This window comes from Microbacterium sp. H37-C3, from assembly GCF_027157935.1.
Lineage (GTDB): Bacteria > Actinomycetota > Actinomycetes > Actinomycetales > Microbacteriaceae > Microbacterium > Microbacterium plantarum.
The window spans coordinates 74590-94672 of sequence record NZ_JAPVLR010000002.1 but is presented as its reverse complement, the minus strand read 5'-3'; the positions used below and the strand labels follow the sequence as shown (position 1 = coordinate 94672).

Annotated in this window: 18 protein-coding genes; 12 read left to right on the top strand and 6 right to left on the bottom strand. The window is 69.8% G+C overall.

What is annotated here, in order from left to right; translation table 11 throughout:
• The first annotated feature begins 52 nt into the window (after positions 1-52).
• The 3 genes from O1W71_RS05520 to O1W71_RS05510 all read left to right on the top strand — a co-directional run bounded on the left by O1W71_RS05520 (position 53) and on the right by O1W71_RS05510 (position 3408).
• On the top strand, positions 53-931 hold the full coding sequence (locus O1W71_RS05520; RefSeq protein ID WP_269266880.1) for a phosphoribosylaminoimidazolesuccinocarboxamide synthase: 879 nt from the start codon (positions 53-55) through the stop codon (positions 929-931).
• Between the two features lie 116 nt (positions 932-1047).
• Positions 1048-2388 carry a uracil-xanthine permease family protein gene (locus O1W71_RS05515; protein ID WP_064955181.1) on the top strand — a complete coding sequence of 447 codons (1341 nt, stop codon included), beginning with the start codon at positions 1048-1050 and terminating at the stop codon, positions 2386-2388.
• Between the two features lie 138 nt (positions 2389-2526).
• Positions 2527-3408, top strand: coding sequence for a VOC family protein (locus O1W71_RS05510; protein ID WP_269266879.1), 882 nt, complete (start codon positions 2527-2529; stop codon positions 3406-3408).
• A 35-nt stretch (positions 3409-3443) separates the two neighbouring features.
• On the opposite strand, the gene O1W71_RS05505 is transcribed toward O1W71_RS05510, so the two are convergent.
• From O1W71_RS05505 to O1W71_RS05485, 5 genes are all read right to left on the bottom strand, one after another.
• On the bottom strand, positions 3444-4430 hold the full coding sequence (locus O1W71_RS05505) for a LacI family DNA-binding transcriptional regulator (RefSeq protein WP_269266878.1): 987 nt from the start codon (positions 4428-4430) through the stop codon (positions 3444-3446).
• 34 nt (positions 4431-4464) lie between these two features.
• Positions 4465-5982 carry a GH1 family beta-glucosidase gene (locus tag O1W71_RS05500; RefSeq protein WP_269266877.1) on the bottom strand — a complete coding sequence of 506 codons (1518 nt, stop codon included), beginning with the start codon at positions 5980-5982 and terminating at the stop codon, positions 4465-4467.
• The gene (locus O1W71_RS05495; protein ID WP_112615779.1) at positions 5979-6896 is read right to left on the bottom strand and encodes a carbohydrate ABC transporter permease; all 918 of its coding nucleotides are present in this window, start codon (positions 6894-6896) and stop codon (positions 5979-5981) included. The genes O1W71_RS05500 and O1W71_RS05495 overlap by 4 nt, the downstream gene beginning before the upstream one ends.
• Complete coding sequence (locus tag O1W71_RS05490) at positions 6893-7948, bottom strand: carbohydrate ABC transporter permease (protein ID WP_442923870.1); 1056 nt, start codon at positions 7946-7948, stop codon at positions 6893-6895. Before O1W71_RS05490 ends, O1W71_RS05495 begins: the two co-directional genes overlap by 4 nt.
• 70 nt (positions 7949-8018) lie before the next feature.
• Positions 8019-9281, bottom strand: coding sequence for an ABC transporter substrate-binding protein (locus O1W71_RS05485; RefSeq protein ID WP_112615775.1), 1263 nt, complete (start codon positions 9279-9281; stop codon positions 8019-8021).
• Between the two features lie 233 nt (positions 9282-9514).
• Here O1W71_RS05485 and purS point away from each other — a divergent pair, with 233 nt between their 5' ends.
• The 3 genes from purS to O1W71_RS05470 are packed head-to-tail and all read left to right on the top strand — an operon-like array spanning position 9515 to position 11415.
• Positions 9515-9760, top strand: a complete 246-nt coding sequence (gene purS, locus O1W71_RS05480) for a phosphoribosylformylglycinamidine synthase subunit PurS (RefSeq protein ID WP_269266876.1) — start codon at positions 9515-9517, stop codon at positions 9758-9760.
• The gene (purQ, locus tag O1W71_RS05475; protein ID WP_269266875.1) at positions 9757-10461 is read left to right on the top strand and encodes a phosphoribosylformylglycinamidine synthase subunit PurQ; all 705 of its coding nucleotides are present in this window, start codon (positions 9757-9759) and stop codon (positions 10459-10461) included. Before purS ends, purQ begins: the two co-directional genes overlap by 4 nt.
• A 24-nt stretch (positions 10462-10485) precedes the next feature.
• On the top strand, positions 10486-11415 hold the full coding sequence (locus O1W71_RS05470; protein ID WP_269266874.1) for a 2-hydroxyacid dehydrogenase: 930 nt from the start codon (positions 10486-10488) through the stop codon (positions 11413-11415).
• A gap of 30 nt (positions 11416-11445) precedes the next feature.
• On the opposite strand, the gene O1W71_RS05465 is transcribed toward O1W71_RS05470, so the two are convergent.
• Positions 11446-11964, bottom strand: coding sequence for an adenine phosphoribosyltransferase (locus O1W71_RS05465; RefSeq protein ID WP_112615769.1), 519 nt, complete (start codon positions 11962-11964; stop codon positions 11446-11448).
• 78 nt (positions 11965-12042) lie between these two features.
• Here O1W71_RS05465 and O1W71_RS05460 point away from each other — a divergent pair, with 78 nt between their 5' ends.
• The 6 genes from O1W71_RS05460 (at position 12043) to O1W71_RS05435 (ending at position 19985) form a co-directional block, all read left to right on the top strand.
• The gene (locus O1W71_RS05460) at positions 12043-13758 is read left to right on the top strand and encodes a glycoside hydrolase family 13 protein (protein WP_269266872.1); all 1716 of its coding nucleotides are present in this window, start codon (positions 12043-12045) and stop codon (positions 13756-13758) included.
• A 15-nt stretch (positions 13759-13773) separates the two neighbouring features.
• Entirely contained in the window at positions 13774-14778 is a 1005-nt protein-coding gene (locus tag O1W71_RS05455; protein ID WP_269266871.1) for a LacI family DNA-binding transcriptional regulator, read from the top strand.
• A 55-nt stretch (positions 14779-14833) separates the two neighbouring features.
• Positions 14834-16048 carry an amidohydrolase gene (locus tag O1W71_RS05450; protein WP_269266870.1) on the top strand — a complete coding sequence of 405 codons (1215 nt, stop codon included), beginning with the start codon at positions 14834-14836 and terminating at the stop codon, positions 16046-16048.
• Complete coding sequence (locus O1W71_RS05445) at positions 16045-17016, top strand: hypothetical protein (protein WP_269266869.1); 972 nt, start codon at positions 16045-16047, stop codon at positions 17014-17016. The genes O1W71_RS05450 and O1W71_RS05445 overlap by 4 nt, the downstream gene beginning before the upstream one ends.
• 61 nt (positions 17017-17077) lie before the next feature.
• Positions 17078-17839, top strand: a complete 762-nt coding sequence (locus O1W71_RS05440) for a hypothetical protein (protein ID WP_269266868.1) — start codon at positions 17078-17080, stop codon at positions 17837-17839.
• A 94-nt stretch (positions 17840-17933) separates the two neighbouring features.
• Entirely contained in the window at positions 17934-19985 is a 2052-nt protein-coding gene (locus O1W71_RS05435) for an APC family permease (RefSeq protein ID WP_269266866.1), read from the top strand.
• The last annotated feature ends 98 nt before the right edge of the window (positions 19986-20083 follow it).

The window sequence follows — 20083 nt, the reverse complement described above, 5'->3', positions numbered from 1 at the left end:
ACGCCCTTTTTCACAGTCGGCGCGGCGTTCCCCGCTCCGGGATAATGGCCGGGTGAGCGCCCTCGATCTGCCCGGCTGGAAGCACGTCTACTCCGGCAAGGTCCGCGACCTGTACCGCCCGGCGGACGGCCCGGCCGACCGGATGCTCGTCGTGGCGAGCGACCGCGTGAGCGCGTTCGACCAGGTGCTCGATCCCGGCATCCCCGGCAAGGGCGAGCTGCTCACGCGGCTGAGCCTGTGGTGGTTCGCCCAACTCGCCGGTCGCGACGGCGGCCGCCCGATCCCGAATCACGTGCTGGGGCTTCAGCCCCCGGCGGCGGTGGCCGCGCGGGCGATGGTCGTGCGCGAACTCGACATGCAGCCGATCGAGTGCATCGTGCGCGGGTACCTGACCGGCACGGGCTGGGCCGAGTACTCCGAGAACGGCACGGTGTGCGGCATACCCCTCCCGACCGGCCTGCAGAACGGCGACCGCCTGCCCGAGCCGATCTACACGCCGGCCTACAAGGCGCCCCTCGGCGAGCACGACGAGAACATCTCGTTCGAGCGTTCCGTCGAACTCGTTGGCGCCGAGACCGCCGCCGCACTACGCGACGCGTCGCTCGAGATCTACCGACGGGCCGCCGCCCTCGCCGAGAGCAAGGGGCTCATCCTCGCCGACACGAAGTTCGAGTTCGGCCTCGACGCCGACGGCGTGCTGACCCTCGCCGACGAGGTGCTCACGAGCGACTCGTCGCGCTACTGGGATGCCGAGGCCTGGCGCACCGGCACGACGCCCGCCGAGCGCATGGCCAGCTACGACAAGCAGATCGTGCGCGACTGGCTCGCGGCGGCCTGGGACAAGACCGGCACTCCCCCGGCTCTCCCCGACGACATCGTCGAGCGCACCGCCGCGAAGTATCGCGAGCTGCTCGAGACGCTCGCGGGCTGAGGGCGGGCCGTACGCGCGCTCCGCGGAGCGCCGACGCGGCATGCAGGGATCTCACAGGTAGGGTAGGGCCGCTCTCGCGCTCCATCCCGAATCGTTCATCCTTTCCGAGGAGTCCCATGCCCATCTGGTCCCTCCACGGCGACGGTCGCACCGTCGCGCGCGGCGCTGTCGTCAAGCCCGGCGAGCGCTTGAACTGGCCCGGCACCATCGCGATCGGCGCGCAGCACGTCGTCGCCATGTTCGGTGCGACGTTCCTCGTGCCGATCATCACCGGCTTCCCGGTCTCGACGACCCTGCTCTTCTCGGGTCTCGGCACCCTCGTCTTCCTGCTGATCACGCGCAACAAGCTGCCGAGCTACCTGGGCTCGTCGTTCGCTTTCATCGCCCCCATCACGGCGCTCAACGGCGGCAACCGCCTCGAGACCGCCGAGCAGATCACTCAGGCGCTCCTCGGCGTCGTCGTCGCGGGCCTCCTGCTCGCGGCGGTCGGCTTCATCGTGCAGGCCTTCGGCACGGGCTGGATCGAGAAGCTCATGCCGCCCGTGGTCGCCGGTGCGATCGTCGCGCTCATCGGGTTCAACCTCGCACCCGCCGCCTGGAACAACTTCCAGCTGCAGCCCGAGATCGCCACGGTGACCCTGTGCGCCGTCATCCTGTTCAGCGTGCTGTTCCGCGGGTTCCTCGGTCGCATCTCGATCTTCCTCGGCGTGATCGTCGGCTACGTCGTGGCCGCTGTCACCGGGCAGGTCGAGTTCGAGGCCGTCGAGGCCGCCGCCTGGTTCGGTCTGCCCGACTTCCACCTCGTGGCGATCGGGGATGCCGCGGCCTGGTCCATCGTGCCGATGTTCCTCCCCGTGGTGCTCGTGCTGATCGCTGAGAACGTCGGCCACGTGCGCGGCGTCGCGACCATGACCGACGACCCCTCGATCAACAAGCACACCGGCCGCGCGCTCATCGCCGACGGTGTCGCGACCACCCTCGCGGGCGGCTTCGGCGGCTCGGGCACCACGACCTACGGCGAGAACATCGGCGTCATGGCCGCGACCCGCGTCTACTCGACCGCCGCGTACTGGGTGGCCGGCATCGTGGCGATCCTGCTCGCCTTCTCGCCCAAGGTCGGGGCCGTGTTCAACACGATCCCCGCGGGCGTGCTCGGCGGCGTCACGACGGCCCTCTACGGCCTGATCGGCGTGATCGGCATCAAGATCTGGGTCGACAACCGCGTGGACTTCTCGCGTCCCGTCAACCAGTACACCGTCGCGGTGTCGTTCGTCATCGCGATCGCCGGGTTCGCGATGAACTTCGGTTCACTGCAGTTCGGCGCGATCGTCCTCGGCACCATCGCCGCCCTCGTGATCTACCACGCCGGCAACGCGATCGCCCGCTGGCGCAAGACCGGCGCCGACGACGGCGGCCCCATCCCCGCCGTGGGCCCGCTGGGAGGAGACCCCCAGTAAGCGCAGCGCGCCCGAGTGCACGGCATCCCGTCGACTGAACGACTTTCAGACCCGAGGATGCCGTGCACTCGGCGCTTCGCCGTGCACTCGGCGTCGCTCCGGGGGGGGGAATGACATGGGGGGTGTGAGGGGTTGTGTATGTGTGTGAATGAGAAGCTCGCAGGTGCCACGACGATGGGCGCCGTCACCCTGCTGGTCGGCGACCTCGACGGGATGACGCGTTACTACCGCGATGTCGTCACGCTGCAGGTGCTCGCCGCCGAGGGCGACACCGTCACGCTCGGGCGCGCCGGTCGGCCGATCGTGATCCTGCGCCACGAACCCGCGCTCCGCCATGCGGCCGCCGGGTCGGCGGGCCTCTTCCACACCGCGATCCTGTTTGAGACGCAGTCAGCCCTCGCCGCAGCGCTCCTCAGCGTCGCCCGACACGCCCCCGCGACGTTCACCGGCAGCGCCGACCACCTCGTCAGCCAGGCGTTCTACGTCACCGACCCCGAGGGCAACGGCATCGAGCTCTACTGGGACCGCGACCGCAGCGCCTGGTCGTGGACCCATGGGCAGGTCGAGATGGACACCCTCTACCTCGACCCCAACGCCTTCCTGCGCGAGCACCTCGACGCCGCGATGCTCGACGGCTCGACCGCACCCGACTCCCCGGCGTCCGACCCCGCCCGGGTCGGGCACGTGCACCTCTCGGTCGGCGATGTGGCGACGGCGAGGGCGTTCTACATCGACGTTCTCGGCTTCGATACAACCGCGGCACTGGGCAACCAGGCCCTCTTCGTCAGCGCGGGCGGCTACCACCACCACATGGCGATGAACGTGTGGAACTCCCGCGGCGCGGGCCCGCGCATGCCGGCGCTCGGCCTCGGCCGCGTCGACCTCGCCCTGCCGACATCCGACGATCTCGGGTCGCTCACCGAACGCCTGCGTCATCACGGCATCGCGGTGCGCGACGACGGGCAGACGCTCGCGTTCGACGACCCCTGGAACAACACGCTCCGGGCCGCCGTGGCCTGAGCACGACGCGCCCTGACCCGAGCGTCAGGCCCGCGTCAGGCCGAGCCGCGGACGATGAGCTCGGTGTCGAGGATCGTCACCTCGGGGGGCGACATCCCCGCGAGCCGCGCGAGCAGGACATCGGCCATGCACTCGCCCTGCATGAATGACGGCTGCCGCATGGTCGTCAGCTGCGGCTCGGTGGTCAGCGCGACCGGCGAATCGTCGAAGCCCACGACCGCGACCTCGTCGGGAATCCGGATGCCTTCCGACGCGAGCACCTGCATCGCACCGCGCGCCATGAGGTCGCTCGCCACGAAGAGGCCGTCGAGCGGCTCACCCGCCGCGAGGATGGCACGCATCGCCACAGCGCCGGACTCGGTCGTGAAGTCGCCCTGCACGACGGGCGCCGGCGTGAGGCCCGACTCCGCCAGCGCCACGCGGTAGCCCTCGGCACGGTCGACACCGGCGGGCATGGACGGCGGGCCGGTGATCGCGCCGATGTGGCGGCATCCGCGGCCGATGAGGTAGGCCGTGGCATCCCGCGCACCGGCGACGTTATCGACGTCGATGTAGTAGTCGCCCATCCGCGATCGCACCGGTCGACCGCCGTAGACGACGGGAATCGCGGCCGCGATGCGCTCGATGAAGGTGTCGCTCGTGTGGTGCGACACGATGATCGCGCCGTCGACGGCCCCGCTGCGCACGTACTGGGCCGTCTTGTCGCCGGGGTCGGCGCTGGCCATGATCAGGTTCAGCACATAGTCGCTGCGGCTGATGCGCGAGTTGATGCCCGACACGACCGCTGCGAAGAACGGGTCGCCGAACACCCGGTTGGTGTCTTCGGGCACGACGAGCGCGATCGCCATCGTCGACCGGCTGGCGAGCGAACGCGCCGCGCGGTTGGGAACGTAGTTGAGCTCGGCGATCGCGCGGCGCACCGACTCGAGGGCGGCGGGGCTGACGGCGGTCGAGCCGTTGACGACGCGCGACACCGTCGAGCGCGATACACCGGCGACGGCCGCGACCTCTTCGATGGTCACGGCCGTCCGGTTCTGGTCGGAGATCACAGGTGGGCTACCTCGGGACAGCGGTCCGGGCGGCGTCCGCCGGAGCGGGAACGTCGATCGCACGATCTGCGATGACCCGACGATACTCCTTCGCGCTGTCCTTCAACGTCCGCTCCTGCGTGTGGTAATCAACGTGCACGATGCCGAAGCGCTTCTCGTAGCCCCAGGCCCATTCGAAGTTGTCGAGCAGCGACCAGTAGAAGTAGCCGCGGACGTCGACACCGGCCTCCTGGGCGTCGAGGATGGCGCCCAGGTGCACCCGCAGGAACTCGGTGCGCTCGGCGTCCGGCACCGACTTCTCGCCGTCGACCTCGACGAGCTCGTCGTCGTAGGCGGCGCCGTTCTCGGTGACGTAGAGGATCGTGCCGACGGGCTGGGCGTACTCGGTCCACACGCGCTCGAGCAGCTGGGTCAGCCCCGCGGGCTGCACCTCCCAGTGCATCGACGTGCGGGGCAGACCCCGCTCGTGCCAGTAGATGTCGTGACCGGCGGGCCACGGCGAGCCGGTCTTGCGATCGGTGGGTGCGTCTCCCGGGGTCGGCGGGTTGGGGTCGGGACGACCGCCCACGAACTCGCCGTGGTAGTAGTTCACCCCGAGGGCGTCGAGCGGCTGCGCGATGATCGTCTCGTCGCCCGGGCGCACAGCATCGCGCCAGCGCTCGACCGCCGCGGCATCCACTCGCTCGATGTCGGCGACGATGTCGCCGGGGTAGGCGGCCCGGAAGATCGGGTCGAGGAACCAGCGGTTGAACTGGCCGTCGATGCGCCGCGCCGCGTCGACGTCGGCGGCGTCGGTCGGATCCGCGGGATCGGCCACCGTCAGGTTCAGCGTGATGCCGAGCGACAGCGACGCGTCGCGCTCGCGCAGCGCCGCGACGGTCTGGCCGTGGCCGAGCAGCAGGTGGTGCGCGGCGAGCATCCCGTCGCCGATGTCGAACCGTCCGGGAGCGTGGATGCCCGCGGTGTAGCTGAGGAACGACGAGCACCACGGCTCGTTGAGCGTCGTCCAGTGGTGCACCCGGTCGCCGAGGGCGTCGTGCATGTCGAGGGCGTACTCGGTGAAACGATCGGCGGTCTCGCGAAGGGTCCAGCCGCCCCGGTCCTCGATGGCCTGCGGCAGATCCCAGTGGTAGAGGGTCAGCCACGGGATGATCCCGGCACCGAGGAGCTCGTCGACGAGCCGCTCGTAGAAGTCGACGCCCTTCGGGTTGAGCGCGCCGCCGTCGGGACGTACGCGCGACCACGAGGTGGAGAACCGGTACGTGTCGAGACCGAGCTCCTTCATGAGCGCGACGTCGTCGCGGTAGCGGTGGTAGTGATCGCACGCGACGTCGCCGTTGTCGGCGTTGATCACGGCACCGGGAACACGGGCGAACGCATCCCAGATCGACGCGGTACGACCATCTTCGAAGGCCGCGCCCTCGATCTGGTACGCCGCGGTGGCTGCTCCGAAGAGGAAGCCGGTGGGGAAGCTGCGCGAAGCGTTCATGTTCTCCTGCTGAGTGCGGTCGAGGTTCAGGGTCATCCCTTCACCGCCCCGGCCATGATGCCACTGACGAGCTGCTTGCCCGCGAAGATGAACAGCAGTAGCAGCGGGATGGTGGCGAGGATGACGCCCGCGAGCACGACCGAGTAGTCGACGAAGTAGTTCGACTGCAGCAGCGACAGCGCCACGGGAAGCGTCGGGTTCTGCCGGTCGAGCACGATGAACGGCCAGAAGAAGTTGTTCCAGGCTCCGACGAACGTGAAGAGGAACAGCATCGCCGCGGCCGGACGGGCCGCGGTCATGCCGACGGTCCAGAACGTGCGGATCATCGAGGCTCCGTCGACGCGCGCCGCCTCGATCAGCTCGTCGGGCACCGCCTGACGCAGGTACTGCGTCATCCAGAACACGCCGAAGGCGCTGGTGAGCGCCGGGATGATGATGGCGCCGATCTGCCCCGTCCAGCCGAGCTCGGAGAACAGGATGTAGAGCGGCACGACGCCGAGCTGCTGCGGCACGGCCATCGTCGCCACGACGAAGACCAGCAGCCCGGGTCCGCCGTGGAAGCGCAGCTTCGCGAAGGCCCAGCCGGCGAGCGTCGAGGTGATCACGACGGCGGCGGCGATGAGGAACGAGCTGTAGATGGAGTTCCACAGCGCCGGCCAGAAGTTGACGGCCGGGTTGGAGATGACCGACAGGGCGTTCTCGATGAAGTTGCCGCCGGGGATCCATGGGAAGGGCTTGCGGAGCGTGGACGAGTCGCCCGAGCCGATCACGAACGACCAGTAGAGGGGGAACACGGCCGAGAGGAACACGGCGCCGAGGATGGCGTAGGTCCAGAACCCGGGACGGCTGCCGCGGATGCGCCGAGCGCGGCCACCCCGGCGCTGCTTGCGCGCGTTCGGGATGCCCTCTTCCACCGTGGCGAGGGGGACGGGAGTGCCGATGGTGCTCATGCCTGGTTCTCCTTCAGCGCGCGCTGCGCCTGCTTGGACTGCTTCTTCTGCTCCCGTTTGCTGAGCTCACGGCGAAGTCCTTCGTCGCGGACGAGGGTGCGCGTCACCACGAGGTTCACGAGTCCGATCAGCACGATGATGATGAACAGGATCCACGCCATCGCCGCGGCGCGGCCGAAGTTCCACTGTCCCCAGCCGACGTCGTAGAGGTAGAGGGTGATGGTCAGCCACTGCTGGGCGGATCCACCACGGCCGAACTGATCGAACACCCGCGGCTCGTCGAAGATCTGCAGACCGCCGATCGTGGCCGTGATGACGACGAAGATGAGCGTGGGCTTGAGCGAGGGCAGCGTGATCGAGAAGAACTGGCGCACGGGGCCGGCGCCGTCGACGGTGGCGGCCTCGTAGAAGTCGCGGTTCACGGCCTGCATGGCCGCGAGCAGGATGAGGGTGTTGTAGCCCATCCAGCGGTAGTTCACCATCGTCGCGATCGCGACGTGGCTCCAGAACGGCTCGACGTGCCAGGGGATGGCGCCGATGCCGATCGACTGGAGGATGCCGTTGATGAAGCCCGACTGGTCGGCGAACATCGCGTTGAAGATGAGGCCGACGGCGATGGGCGCGACGACGTAGGGGACGAGCACCGCCATGCGCCAGAAGGTCTTTGCGCGGATGTTGCGGTCGAGCACGGCCGCAATGAAGATCGCGAGCACGAGCTGCGGAACGCTCGAGAGCAGGAAGATGCTGAAGGTGTTGCGCAGCGCGGTCCAGAAATGCGGCTGAGAAAGGATCCAGATGTACTGGTCGAATCCGATGAACTCACCCTCGCCGCGGATGAGGTCCCAGTCCATGAACGAGATCACCGCGGTGTACGCGATGGGGAAGAGCCCCACGATCGCGAACATGATGAAGAAGGGTGAGATGTAGAGGTACGGCGAGAAGCGGATGTCCCACTTGCTGAGCTTCTGCGAGAAAGAGATGACTCGCGGAGGACGACCGCCGTCGTCGTTTCGGGGGGCGCGCGTCGCCGGGCGCTGCTGAGTCGTGGTCAAGATCGTCCTTCGGGTGCGAGAGGGGGACGCCGGGGCGCACCGATGATCCGATGCGCCCCGACGGGGTGGGTCAGAAGGCTCCGACCTCGGTCACCCAGGTCTTCCAGGAGGTCTCCTTGTCCTCGATGCCGTCGAAGACACGCGTGATCGCGTTACCCAGGGCGTCGTGGAACTGGAAGTACTTCGGGCCCTTGAAGGTCGTGACGGTGATCGCGTTGGCGCGGTCGATGCCGATCTGTCCTGAAGGAGCGTTGTTGAAGTATTCGTTAACCGACCCGGTCAGGTCGGGGCTCGACTGCGCCTCGGGCTGGCTCGGGAAGGTGCCGGCGTTGTTGAACGCCTTGATCTGCGTCTCGGGCGAGGTCAGCCAGTCGGCGAGCTTCTGCGCGTTGGTGAGGTTCTTGCCGTTCGCGGGGACGACGAGGTACGAACCGCCCCAGTTGCCGCCGCCCTCGGGGAAGGCGTTGGCGATGTCCCAGCCCGCGATGTCGGGGGCTTCACCCTCGATGATGCCGAGCATCCACGGCGGGCACAGCATCGCGGCGAACTGACCGCTGGCCATCGACGCGTACCAGTCGTCGGACCACTGACCGGCGTAGGCCGAGATCGGGATCGCCTTGTCGACGACGGTGTCGTAGGCCTCGCGGATGTCGGGGTTCTCGGTCGCGATGACCGTACCGTCCGGCTCCTCGTAGGCGACGTCGAGCTGATTCACGACGCCCTGCAGGACGGAGTTCGCCGAGTCGATGAAGGGCTGGCCCGTCTTGGCGACGTAGTCGCTGCCGACCTGGAAGAAGGCGTCCCACGTCGGGAAGAGCTTGGCGACCTCTTCACGGTCGGTGGGCAGACCAGCGGCCTCGAACAGGTCGGAGCGGTAGCAGACGGCCTGCGGCCCGACGTCGGTGCCGTATGCGACGAGGTTGCCCTCGGCGTCGGTCGCCGCCTTCTCCTTCCAGTCGAGCCAGCGGCCGGCGAGCTCGTCCGGAACCGGGGCGACGAGGTCGGAGTACTGCATCATCTCGGGGAACCAGTCGACCTCGACGCCTTCGACGTCGGCGAGGCCGGTCTTGCCGAGCTTCTGGAAGAAGTTGGTGCGTGCGTCGTTCGACGTCGCGGCCTTGGTGTGGACGACCTTGATGCCGGTCTCCTCGGTGAACTCGGCGAGCAGCTCGTCGGTGTAGCCGAAGTCGTTGAACGTCGCGAGGGTGACGGTGTCGGAGTCACCACCGGATGCGGCCTGGTCACCTCCGCCCGAGCATCCGGCGAGGACGATGGCCGAGGTGGTTGCGACGCCGGCCACGAGGCCGATCCGCCGCAGTGCGCGTGAATTCACGTGTCACTCCTTCGTGATTGCGGTATCTGGTGCGCGGCGGTTCGCACCCGACTATGGGAGCGCTCTCACCGATTGACCATGACCATACGGGAGCGCTCCCAGGAACTCAAGAGAGCGCTCCCGAAGTGGATGGTCACGATCAGGTCACGACACCGGCCGGATGCGGCGGACGAGCGGCGCCTTCCCACCCGTAGACTGGTCGCGCACCCATCCCGCGACCTCCGGAGCGAGCAATGCCCACCATCGTCGTCGACGTCATGCCCAAGGCCGAGCTCCTGGATCCGCAGGGCAAGGCGGTGTCGGGAGCTCTCGCCCGTCTCGGCGTGGCCGGCTTCTCCGACGTCCGCATCGGCAAGCGCTTCGAGCTCACCGTCGACCGCGCCGACGACGCGACCCTCGAGACCGCTCGCCGCATCGCCGACGAGATCCTCTCGAACTCGGTCATCGAGGACGTCGTGAACATCGAGGTCGTGGAGTGACCGCGCGCATCGGTGTCATCACCTTCCCGGGCTCGCTCGACGACCGCGACGCGCAGCGCGCCGTCCGTCTCGCGGGCGCCGAGCCCGTCGCGCTGTGGCACGGCTCGCACGACCTCGACGGTGTCGACGCGCTCGTGCTGCCCGGCGGCTTCAGTTACGGCGACTACCTCCGCGCCGGCGCGATCGCGGCGCTCGCGCCGATCATGGCCGAGGTGAAGGATGCCGCAGACAAGGGCATGCCGATCCTCGGCATCTGCAACGGCTTCCAGATGCTCGTCGAGGCGCACCTGCTGCCCGGCGGCCTGATCCGCAACGCCCACCAGCAGTTCATCCGCCGCGACCAGCGCCTCGTCGTCGAGAACGCCGACACCGCCTGGACGAGCGGCTTCGAGACCGGCCAGGAGATCGTCATCCCGCTGAAGAACGCCGACGGCGGCTTCACGTGCTCGGCCGAGACGCTGAAGCGGATCGAGGGCGAGGGTCTCGTGGCCTTCCGCTACCGCGGCGTGAACCCCAACGGCTCGCTCGACGACATCGCCGGTCTCACGAATGAGCGCGGCAACGTGGTCGGGCTCATGCCCCACCCCGAGCACGCCGTCGAGCCCGGATTCGGCCCGAACACCACCGACGCGATGCGCTCGGGCACCGACGGGCTCACGTTCTTCACGTCGGCCGTCGCGGCGGTGCTCGCCCGCGTCTGAGCACCGGGTCGGTAGCGTGGGGGCATGAGCGAATCCCCCCGCCCCATCGTCGTCAGCGTGCCCACCGACGAGCTGGCAGCCGACATCGGCGCCGTGCCCGAGGGGGTCGACCTCGTGGTGTGGGACCTGCGGTCCCCCGCGCCCCGAGACGCGTTCGACATGGTCGTTCCGCCGTACATGTCGGGCAAGCGACTCCTCTCGGCTCTCGAGAACATCAGCGTCGGAATACTGCAGAGCCAGTCGATCGGCTATGAGGGCATGGGGCGTTACCTTCCCGAGGGCACGAAGCTGGCGAATGCGTCGAGCGTCCACGAGACGGCGACCGCCGAGATCGCGGTGGGCCTCGCGATCGCGGCGCAGCGCGACCTCGCCGACTACGTGCGCAACCAGGAGTCCGCGCGCTGGGCACCGCAGTTCAGCCGCAGCGTCGCCGATCGCACGGTGCTCGTCCTCGGCTACGGCGGCGTGGGCAAGGCCGTGGCATCCCGGCTGCTGCCGTTCGAGACGACGATCGTCCCGGTGGCGTCCCGAGCCCGGGACGAGGACGGCGTCCACGTGCACGGCATCGACGAGCTCGACGAGCTGCTGCCGCGCACCGACATCCTCATGATCACGCTGCCCGGTGGCGAGACGACGAAGGGCCTCATCGGCGCCCGTGAGCTCGCGCTGCTGCCCGACGGCGCGCTCGTCGTCAACGTCGGACGCGGCACGGTGCTCGACACCGACGCCCTCGTCTCCGAGCTGCAGTCCGAGCGCCTGCGCGCCGCCCTCGACGTCGTCGATCCCGAGCCGCTGCCCGAGGACCACCCGCTCTGGGGCGCTCCGGGCGCGCTCGTCGTGCCGCACGTGGGCGGCGCGGCCGACGCCATGCGTCCGCGGATCGCGAAGCTCGTCCGCACGCAGATCGAGCGCCTCGCCGCCGGCGAGGAGCCGCTCAACATCGTCGAGCCCTGAGCCGTCGAACCCCGATGGGGCCCGCCGGGGTCAGACGCGGAAGATCGTGTGGACCGGGCCGCAGACGTCCTGGCCGCCGAGCTCGACGAGCTCCATGAGAACGGCGGTGCCGACCGTCCGGTGCCCGAGGCCTTCGAGCAGGCGCTGGGCCGCGCGCAGCGTGCCGCCGGTCGCGAGCACGTCGTCGACGAGGAGCACGCGCGTACCGCGTGGCAGATCGTCCGCCATCTCGATGGTCGCCTGACCGTACTCGAGGTCGTACGAGACGGATGCCGCCGGGCGCGGCAGTTTGCCCGCCTTGCGGATCGGCACCATGCCGACACCGCTCGCTGCCGCGACAGCGCCGGCGATGAGGAATCCGCGCGCCTCGACGCCGGCGACGACGTCGAACTCACGCGCGAAGGGCGCAACGATCGCATCGACGACGGTGCGCAGCGCGGTCGCGTCGGCAAGCAGCGGCGAGATGTCGCGGAAGAGGATGCCCGGTTCGGGGAAGTCCGGGATGAGCGCGATGAGCGACTCAGCGTGCTCGAGGGGGTCGGAAGTCACCGAACCACCCTAGGCCCGTTTTGATGCTCCCCCGACGGCGAGGTCGCGACTGCAAGCGCTTGCACTAGAGTGAGCGCCATGACCTCCTCTTCCGTGGACACGGCGGCATCCACCCTCGCCCCGATCGGGATCTCCCGGCCCGGCGCCGAGTGGTGGCGCACCGCCGTCATCTATCAGATCTATCCCCGCTCGTTCGCCGACGCCTCGGGAGACGGCATCGGCGACCTCGCCGGCATCACCTCGCGCCTGGGCGACCTCGCCGACCTCGGCGTCGATGCCGTCTGGCTGAGCCCCTTCTTCCGGTCGCCGCAGAAGGATGCCGGCTACGACGTCTCCGACTACTGCGACGTCGACCCTCTCTTCGGCACCCTCGCCGACTTCGACACGATGCTCGACGAGGCGCACGCCCGCGGCATCCGGGTCATCGTCGACCTCGTCCCGAACCACTCGTCCGATCAGCACGCCTGGTTCCAGGAAGCGCTCGCGGCGGAGCCGGGCAGCGCCGAGCGCGCGCGCTACATCTTCCGCGACGGCAAGGGCGAAACCGGCGACGAGGCGCCCAACAATTGGGAGTCGGTCTTCGGCGGCCCCGCCTGGACGCGCACGACGAACCCCGACGGCACGCCGGGCCAGTGGTACCTGCACCTGTTCGACTCGACGCAGCCCGACTTCGACTGGGCCAACCCCGAGGTGGGCGACGAGTTCGAGCGCATCCTGCGGTTCTGGCTCGACCGCGGCGTCGACGGATTCCGCGTCGACGTCGCCCACGGCCTGGTCAAGTCGGACGGCCTGCCCGACTTCGTGCCGGCCGAGGACGCTGGATCGATGGGCGGCGACAGCCTCGACGTGCCCTACTGGGGCCAGGAGGGCGTGCACGACATCTACCGCCGCTGGAACCGCATCCTCGCCGAGTACGAGGGCGACCGGGCCCTGTGCGCCGAGGCGTGGCTGCCCACCGTCGATGAGACCGCCCTGTGGGTGCGCCAGGACGAGATGCACCAGGCGTTCAACTTCCCCTACCTGCAGACCGAGTGGGACGCCGACCACCTCACCGAGGTGATCTCCGAGTCGCTGCGCGCCTTCCCCGCGGTCGGCGCGCCCGCGACCTGGGTGCTGTCGAACCACGACGTCGTCCGCCACGCCTCACGCCTGGCGCTGACCGCGGAGAACCCGCAGGGCCACGGTCTCGGCCCCGACTCCCCCGGTCAGCCGGACGCCGTCGTGGGCCTGGCCCGCGCCCGCGCCGCGACGACCCTGATGCTCGCCCTGCCCGGCTCGGCCTACCTCTACCAGGGCGAGGAGCTCGGGCTGCCCGAGGTCGTGCACCTGCCCGATGACGCCCGTCAGGACCCGACCTGGTTCCGCACCGACGGTGAGCGCTACGGCCGCGACGGATGCCGCGTGCCGATTCCGTGGGAGCCCGACGCCCCCGGATACGGGTTCAGCCCGACCGGGGCCTCGTGGCTGCCGCAGCCCGAGGAGTGGCACGGCCTCGCGCGTTCGGTGCAGGACGGCGACCCCGCCTCGACCCTGACGCTCTACCGCGAGCTGCTCGCCGCACGTCGCCGGCACGACCTCGGCGCCGGATCGCTCGAGTGGGTCGACCTGCAGCTCGGTGACGACGTCGTGGCGTTCCGCAACGGCGACGTGCTCGTCGTCGCCAACACCGGCACGGATGCGGTCGCACTGCCCGCCGGTGAGATCCTGGTCTCGAGCGTCGCCGATCTCGCCGAGAGCGCCGGTGACGTGGCCGAGCTGCCCGTCGACGCGGCGGTCTGGATCCGCGTGAGCTGACGAGAGGAGCGGGAGATGGTCGGCATCGACGACGTCGCGCGACGCGCCGAGGTCTCGACGGCGACCGTCTCCCGCACCCTGAGCGGCCGGGGTCCGGTGTCGCCCACGACGCGCGAACGCGTGCTGCGGGCGGCATCCGATCTCGGCTACGTCGTCTCGTCGGCGGCCTCGAGCCTCGCGTCCGGACGCACCCGCAACATCGGCGTGCTCGTGCCGATCCTTGACCGCTGGTTCTTCTCGCGCGTGCTCACGGGCATCGCCGCGACCCTGCAGCGCGACGGCTACGACGTCGCGCTGTACGCCCTCACCGCCGAGGCCGACGAACGCCGCCGGGTGTTCGCGACCTCGCTGCGACGGCAGCGCGTCGACGGCGTCATCGTCGTGTCGATGGCACTCGCAAGCGACGAGATCGCGCAGCTCGGCGACCTGGGCCTGCCGGTCATCGCGATGGGCGGGCAGCTCGCGGGCCTGCGGTCGCTCACCGTCGACGAGATCGAGGTGGCCCGGACGGCGACCGAGCACCTGCTCGACCTCGGGCACCGCGACATCGCCCACATCGGCCTGCACCCGCAGTTCGAGGGCGACTTCCACATCCCCACGCAGCGTCGCCGGGGCTTCGAGGCCGCCCTGTCCGAGGCCGGCGTCGCCCCGCGGACAGACCGCTTCGCGGCGGCGGACTTCACGATGGCCGGCGGGCATGATGCCGCGACACGGTTGCTCCGCGACGCCGAGACCCGCCCCACCGCGATCTTCGCGGCCTCGGACGAGATGGCGATCGGGGCGATGCTGGCGGCGCGCGAGCTCGGGCTGCGCGTTCCGGAGGACGTGTCGATCATCGGGGTCGACGGCCACGACCTCGGCGAGTTCTTCGGCCTCACGACGGTCGACCAGTTCCCGGGCCGACAGGGCGAGCGCGTGGCCTCGGCCATGATCGCGGCGCTTCGCGGGATGGCGTCCGAGCCCCCAGCCGACCTCGACTTCGCGCTCGTCGAGCGGTCGAGCACGGCCCCGCCGGCCTGAAACCGGCGCAGCGACCCCCGGGCAGCGCGCAGGCGCCCTCCCGTAGGCTCGGAGCATGGCCTTGGACCTCGACGCCCTCTACACCGACCTGCACCGGCACCCGGAACTGTCGTTCCAGGAGACGCGGACGGCCGCCGTCATCGCGGCTCGGCTCAGCGAGCTCGGTCTCGCGTACGAGGAGGGCATCGGCCGCACCGGTGTCGTCACCGCGATCCGCAACGGAGACGGTCCCGTCGTGTGGCTGCGCGCCGACATGGACGGCCTCCCGGTACCCGAGCAGACCGGCCTCGAGTACGCCTCGACGGCCCGCGGCGTCGACCCCGCGGGCAACGACGTGCCCGTCATGCATGCCTGCGGCCACGACATGCACGTCACCGCGCTGCTCGGCGCCCTCGAGCAGCTCATCGCCACGCAGCACGAGTGGTCGGGAACCGTGGTCGCCGTCTTCCAGCCCGCTGAAGAGTACGGCGCGGGCTCCCAGGCGATGATCGCCGACGGCGTGCTCGACCGCTTCCCGAAGCCCGACATCGTGCTGGGCCAGCACGTCACGCCCCTCCCCGCCGGCGTCATCGGCGTGCGACCGGGCACCCAGATGGCGGCATCCGACGGCCTCAGCGTCGTGCTGCACGGTCGCGGTGGCCACGGCTCGCGCCCGCACTCCACCATCGATCCCGTCGTGATGGCGGCGGCGACGGTCATGCGCCTGCAGACGGTCGTCTCGCGCGAGGTCGACCCGCGCGACGTCGCCGTCGTGACGGTCGGCTCGATCCACGCCGGCCTGAAGAACAACATCATCCCCGCCGAGGCGAAGCTCGAGCTCAGCCTGCGCTACCCCGACGACGCCGCGCGCGAGCGCGTCATGGCGAAGGTGGAACGCATCGTGCGCGCCGAAGCCGCCGCATCCGGTGCCGAGACCGAGCCCACGATCACCGTCGACCACACCCTGCCCCCGACGATCAACGACCACACCGCGACCGCCCGTCTGACCGCCGCATTCGAGCGCGCCTTCGGCGAGGGCAGCGTCGTCGACCCCGGCATGTTCACCGGCAGCGAGGACGTCTCGTGGTTCGCCCGCGAGGCCGGCGTCCCCCTCGTGTTCTGGTTCTGGGGCGGCGTCGACCCGCAGAAGTTCGCGGATGCCGTCGCGGCCGGCACCGTCGAGCGCGACATCCCCACTAACCACTCCCCGTTCTTCGCGCCGGTCATGCATCCGACGATCGAGCGCGGTGTCGAGAACCTCGTCGTGGCAGCCAAGGAGTTCCTCGCATGAGCGACCCCAACGACCCGTTCGCCGATTTCGAGCCCTACGAGCCGCCGGCCAAGCCCGAGCGCGCGAAGCGCGAGAAGGCGCCGCGTGAACCGCGTGAACCGCGTCAGCCGCGCGAGCCTCGCGAGAAGAAGCCCCGCGCGTCGCGTGAGCCCGGACCCAAGCGCGAGAAGGCGTCGGGGATGCCGTCCGTCATGGCGGACTGGCCCGACGAGCCCCTCGCGCCGCGTCTTGCCGAGCGGAGCGACGACGGCGGCGGCGGCGGCGATCGTCGCCTGCTCGTCATCCTGTCGAGCATCGCCGGCTTGCTCGTGGTCGCCGTCATCGTGGTGTTCGCGATCTATCTGACGCAGCAGTCGCAGCGGCAGGAGCCCGCGGCCGGCCCGGTGCCGACGGCTCCGGCGACGCAGTCGATCCCGCAGCCGTCCGGCACTCCGCAGCCTTCGGAGAGCCCGAGCGCCCCGGCCGCGGCAGCGGGCGTCGCGGTGACCGCGGACGGGTTCACGATCACCGATGCCGGCGGATCGACGACCTTCACCCACGCGTGGGCGGATGACGCGGCTCCGGCCGTGGCGGCACTCACCGAACTCTTCGGCGCGGCGCCGACGGAGGACTTCCAGAACGGCGACGCCGAGAACTACGCGTATCGGATCTACGCGTGGGAGGGCTTCCGGCTCTACGACGTCTACCTCAGCGAGAGCAACCGCCCGCGAGCCGAGGTTCCCGCACCGACCTACGTCTCCTACGACTCGGACATCGACGTACCCGTGACGGACGACTTCGGGGTCGAGCTCGACATGTCGGCCGACGAGGTCGCGGCGCTCGGTCCCGACTCCGGCCAGGGCGGTTCGTTCGTGTTCGGCTCGGACCGCAACACCTTCTACCAGGACGGTCAGCGCCGCTTCGGCGCAGCCGTGAGGGTCGAGGGCAGCAAGGTCACGGTCACCTACACCTTCCGCGCCGGGCGCTGAGAGGGTCTCCGTACCCGGCCGGGGTGCCGCCGGCGGTGACTCCCCTGCCAGGATGGCGGGTATGACCACAGCGACATCGCGGCGGCCCCTCATCGTGCTCTCGATCGTGGCGGGGGTGCTGCTGATCGTGGCGGCGGTGGTCGTGTTCCTGCTCGCGCAGCGCGATGCCGCACCCGCGGCTGCGCCGTCGTCCCCGGCCCCGACTCAGACCAGCGCGGCATCGGGGCCGACCCCGACGCCCACGCCGACACCCACACCGGCAGATGCCGCACCCGTCGCAGCCGAGGTGGTCATGGCGGCGACCGGCTTCACGATCGTCGCCGACGACGGGTCGGCACTGCTCGAGTTCCGCTGGCGCGACGACGTCGGGCCCGCGGTCGCCGCCCTGACCGAGGCGTTCGGCGCGGAGCCCGAACTCGGGGTCCAACCCGGAGACGGCACCCACTTCCCCGACTACACGATCTACGACTGGCGCGGTTTCACGCTCTACGACATGATCGAGGTCCCCGGCGACAAGCCGCGCGCTGAGTACAGCATCCCAACGTGGGTCAGCATCCGGGCGAACGACGTGCAGGCGCTGCCCATAACGCCCGAGTTCGCGCTCGCCATCGGCTTGAGCGCAGATGCCGTGCGCTCGAGCGCTCCCGATGACGAATGGCCGATGCCTGGGGACGGCGAACTGCGCTTTGTCTTCGACATCGACCGAACTGATTTCCTCTCTCCCGACGGTCCGGTGCGAGACCTGTCGTACAGCGTCTTCGTGGACGCGACCGACGGCCTCGGCGTCACCGACATCCTGTACCGCCCCTACAGCGGGCTCTGAACCGAACGCAGAAACCACGGTTCGACGACGCTCTGGTGACGCTCGGCGCGGCGAGATTGCGCAGGATGCCGCGCCAGGCGTAGTGTCGCCCGCCGTGACCACTGACAGTCGCGAACCGGGCGAAGAAACCACGCCGATCGCGAAGCGCATCCTCATCGGCGACCCGCTCGACTCCGAGAAGCTCGACGACCAGCTGCTGCCCAAGCGCCGGGCCCTGCCGATCTTCGCCTCCGACGCCCTGTCGTCGGTCGCCTATGCGCCCCAGGAACTGCTGATGATCCTCGCGATCGGCGGCACGGCGATGCTCGCTTTCAGCCCGTGGGTCGCGTTGGCGGTGGTGGCCCTGCTCATCGTCGTCGTGCTGAGCTACCGGCAGCTGATCAAGGCCTATCCCTCGGGCGGCGGCGACTACGAGGTCGCGCGAACCAACCTGGGCGAGAAGGCCGGGGTCGTCGTGGCCGCGGCGCTGCTCGTCGACTACATCCTGACGGTGGCCGTGTCGGTGGCATCCGGTGTCGACAACATCATCTCGGCGCTGCCCGCGCTCGCCCCCTGGCGGGTCGAGCTGGCGGTGGGGTTCGTCGTCCTCATCATCATCGTGAACCTCCGCGGGGTGCGCGAGGCCTCGTCGGCATTCGCGGTGCCGACCTACATCTTCATCGGCTCGGTCGGCGTCATGGTGGCGACCGGGCTGATCCGCACGCTGCTCGGCGACGCCCCCGTCGCCTCGAGCGCCCAGTTCGCGATGGAGGCCGAGAGCCTCAGCCAGGTCGCGCTCATCCTGCTGATCCTGCGCGCGTTCTCGAGCGGCTGCTCGGCCCTGACCGGCGTCGAGGCTGTCTCGAACGGTGTGCCGGCCTTCCGCGCCCCGAAGATCGCGAACGCGCAGAAGACCCTCGTCATGATGGGCACGATCGCCATCCTGCTGTTCTCGGGCCTGACGGCGCTCGGCCTCATCGCCGGCGTCCACTACGCCGAAGATCCCTGCGCCCTCGTCGGCTTCGACTGCGTCAACCAGCCGCAGCCGAGCCTCATGGCGCAGATCGCCGCCGCGACGTTCGGCATGGGGTCGATCCCGTTCTTCATCATCCAGGCCGCGACCGCCTGCGTGCTGCTGCTCGCCGCTAACACGGCGTTCAACGGGTTTCCGCTGCTGGGCGCCGTGCTCGCCCGCGACGGGTACGCGCCGAAGTCGCTGAACACCCGCGGTGACCGGCTCGTCTTCTCCAACGGCATGATCATCCTGGGGCTCGCCGCGATCCTCGTGCTCGTCGTGTTCCAAGCCGACCTGACCACCCTCATCCAGCTGTACATCATCGGCGTGTTCGTGTCGTTCTCGCTCGGTCAGGTCGGGATGGTCAAGCACTGGCGGCGTGAGCTGCGGCTGCTGCATCCGACCGCCGCCGCCGACCGCGCGGAGGCCCGCCGCGGACTGATCATCAACGGGATCGGGGCGACCTTCACCGTGGCGGTGCTGCTGATCGTCACCGTGACGAAGTTCACCCACGGCGCCTGGCTCGTGTTCATCGCGATCCCGATCCTGGCGTTCCTCATGGTCGGGGTGAGCCGCTACTACCGCGACGTCGAGCACGAGATCGCGATGGATGACGGCGTGCACTACGGCTCGACGGGCGACGTCGCCCTCGTCCTCGTGAACCGCCTGCAGAAGCCCGTCGCGAAGGCCGTCGACTACGCCCTCTCGGCGAAGCACGACAAGACCATCGCCGTGCACGTGGCGGTGTCGAAGGAGTCGGCGCAGGATGTGCAGACCGACTGGGAGGTGCACCGGATGCCGGTGCCGCTCGTGATCATCGAGTCGCCCTACCGCCAATATGCGGCTCCCCTCGCGGCGTTCATCCGCAAGTACCGCGAGAAGCACGGCTCATCCGTCGTCACGGTGTACCTGCCGCAGTACATCGTCGGACACTGGTGGGAGACCTTCCTGCACAACCGACGCGCCCGCCGCATCGCTCAGCAGCTGATGATGGTGCACGGCGTGCAGATCACCCTCGTGCCGTGGCTGCTCGACTCGTCCGAGATCGTCTACGGCCGCCGCTCCCGCCCGATGCCCGGCGACGACCGCGCCGGCCGGGCCTCCGCGACCTACGGCCTGGTGGCCCACACCGATTCGCCCGACGAGCGCTGAGCCCGGCGCGCCCGGCGCCCGGCGCGCGCGAGAACGCGCCCTCTCGGCGAGGGCGCACCTTTCACGGTGCCTTCTCGCGGCAGCGGTACGCCCTCGCG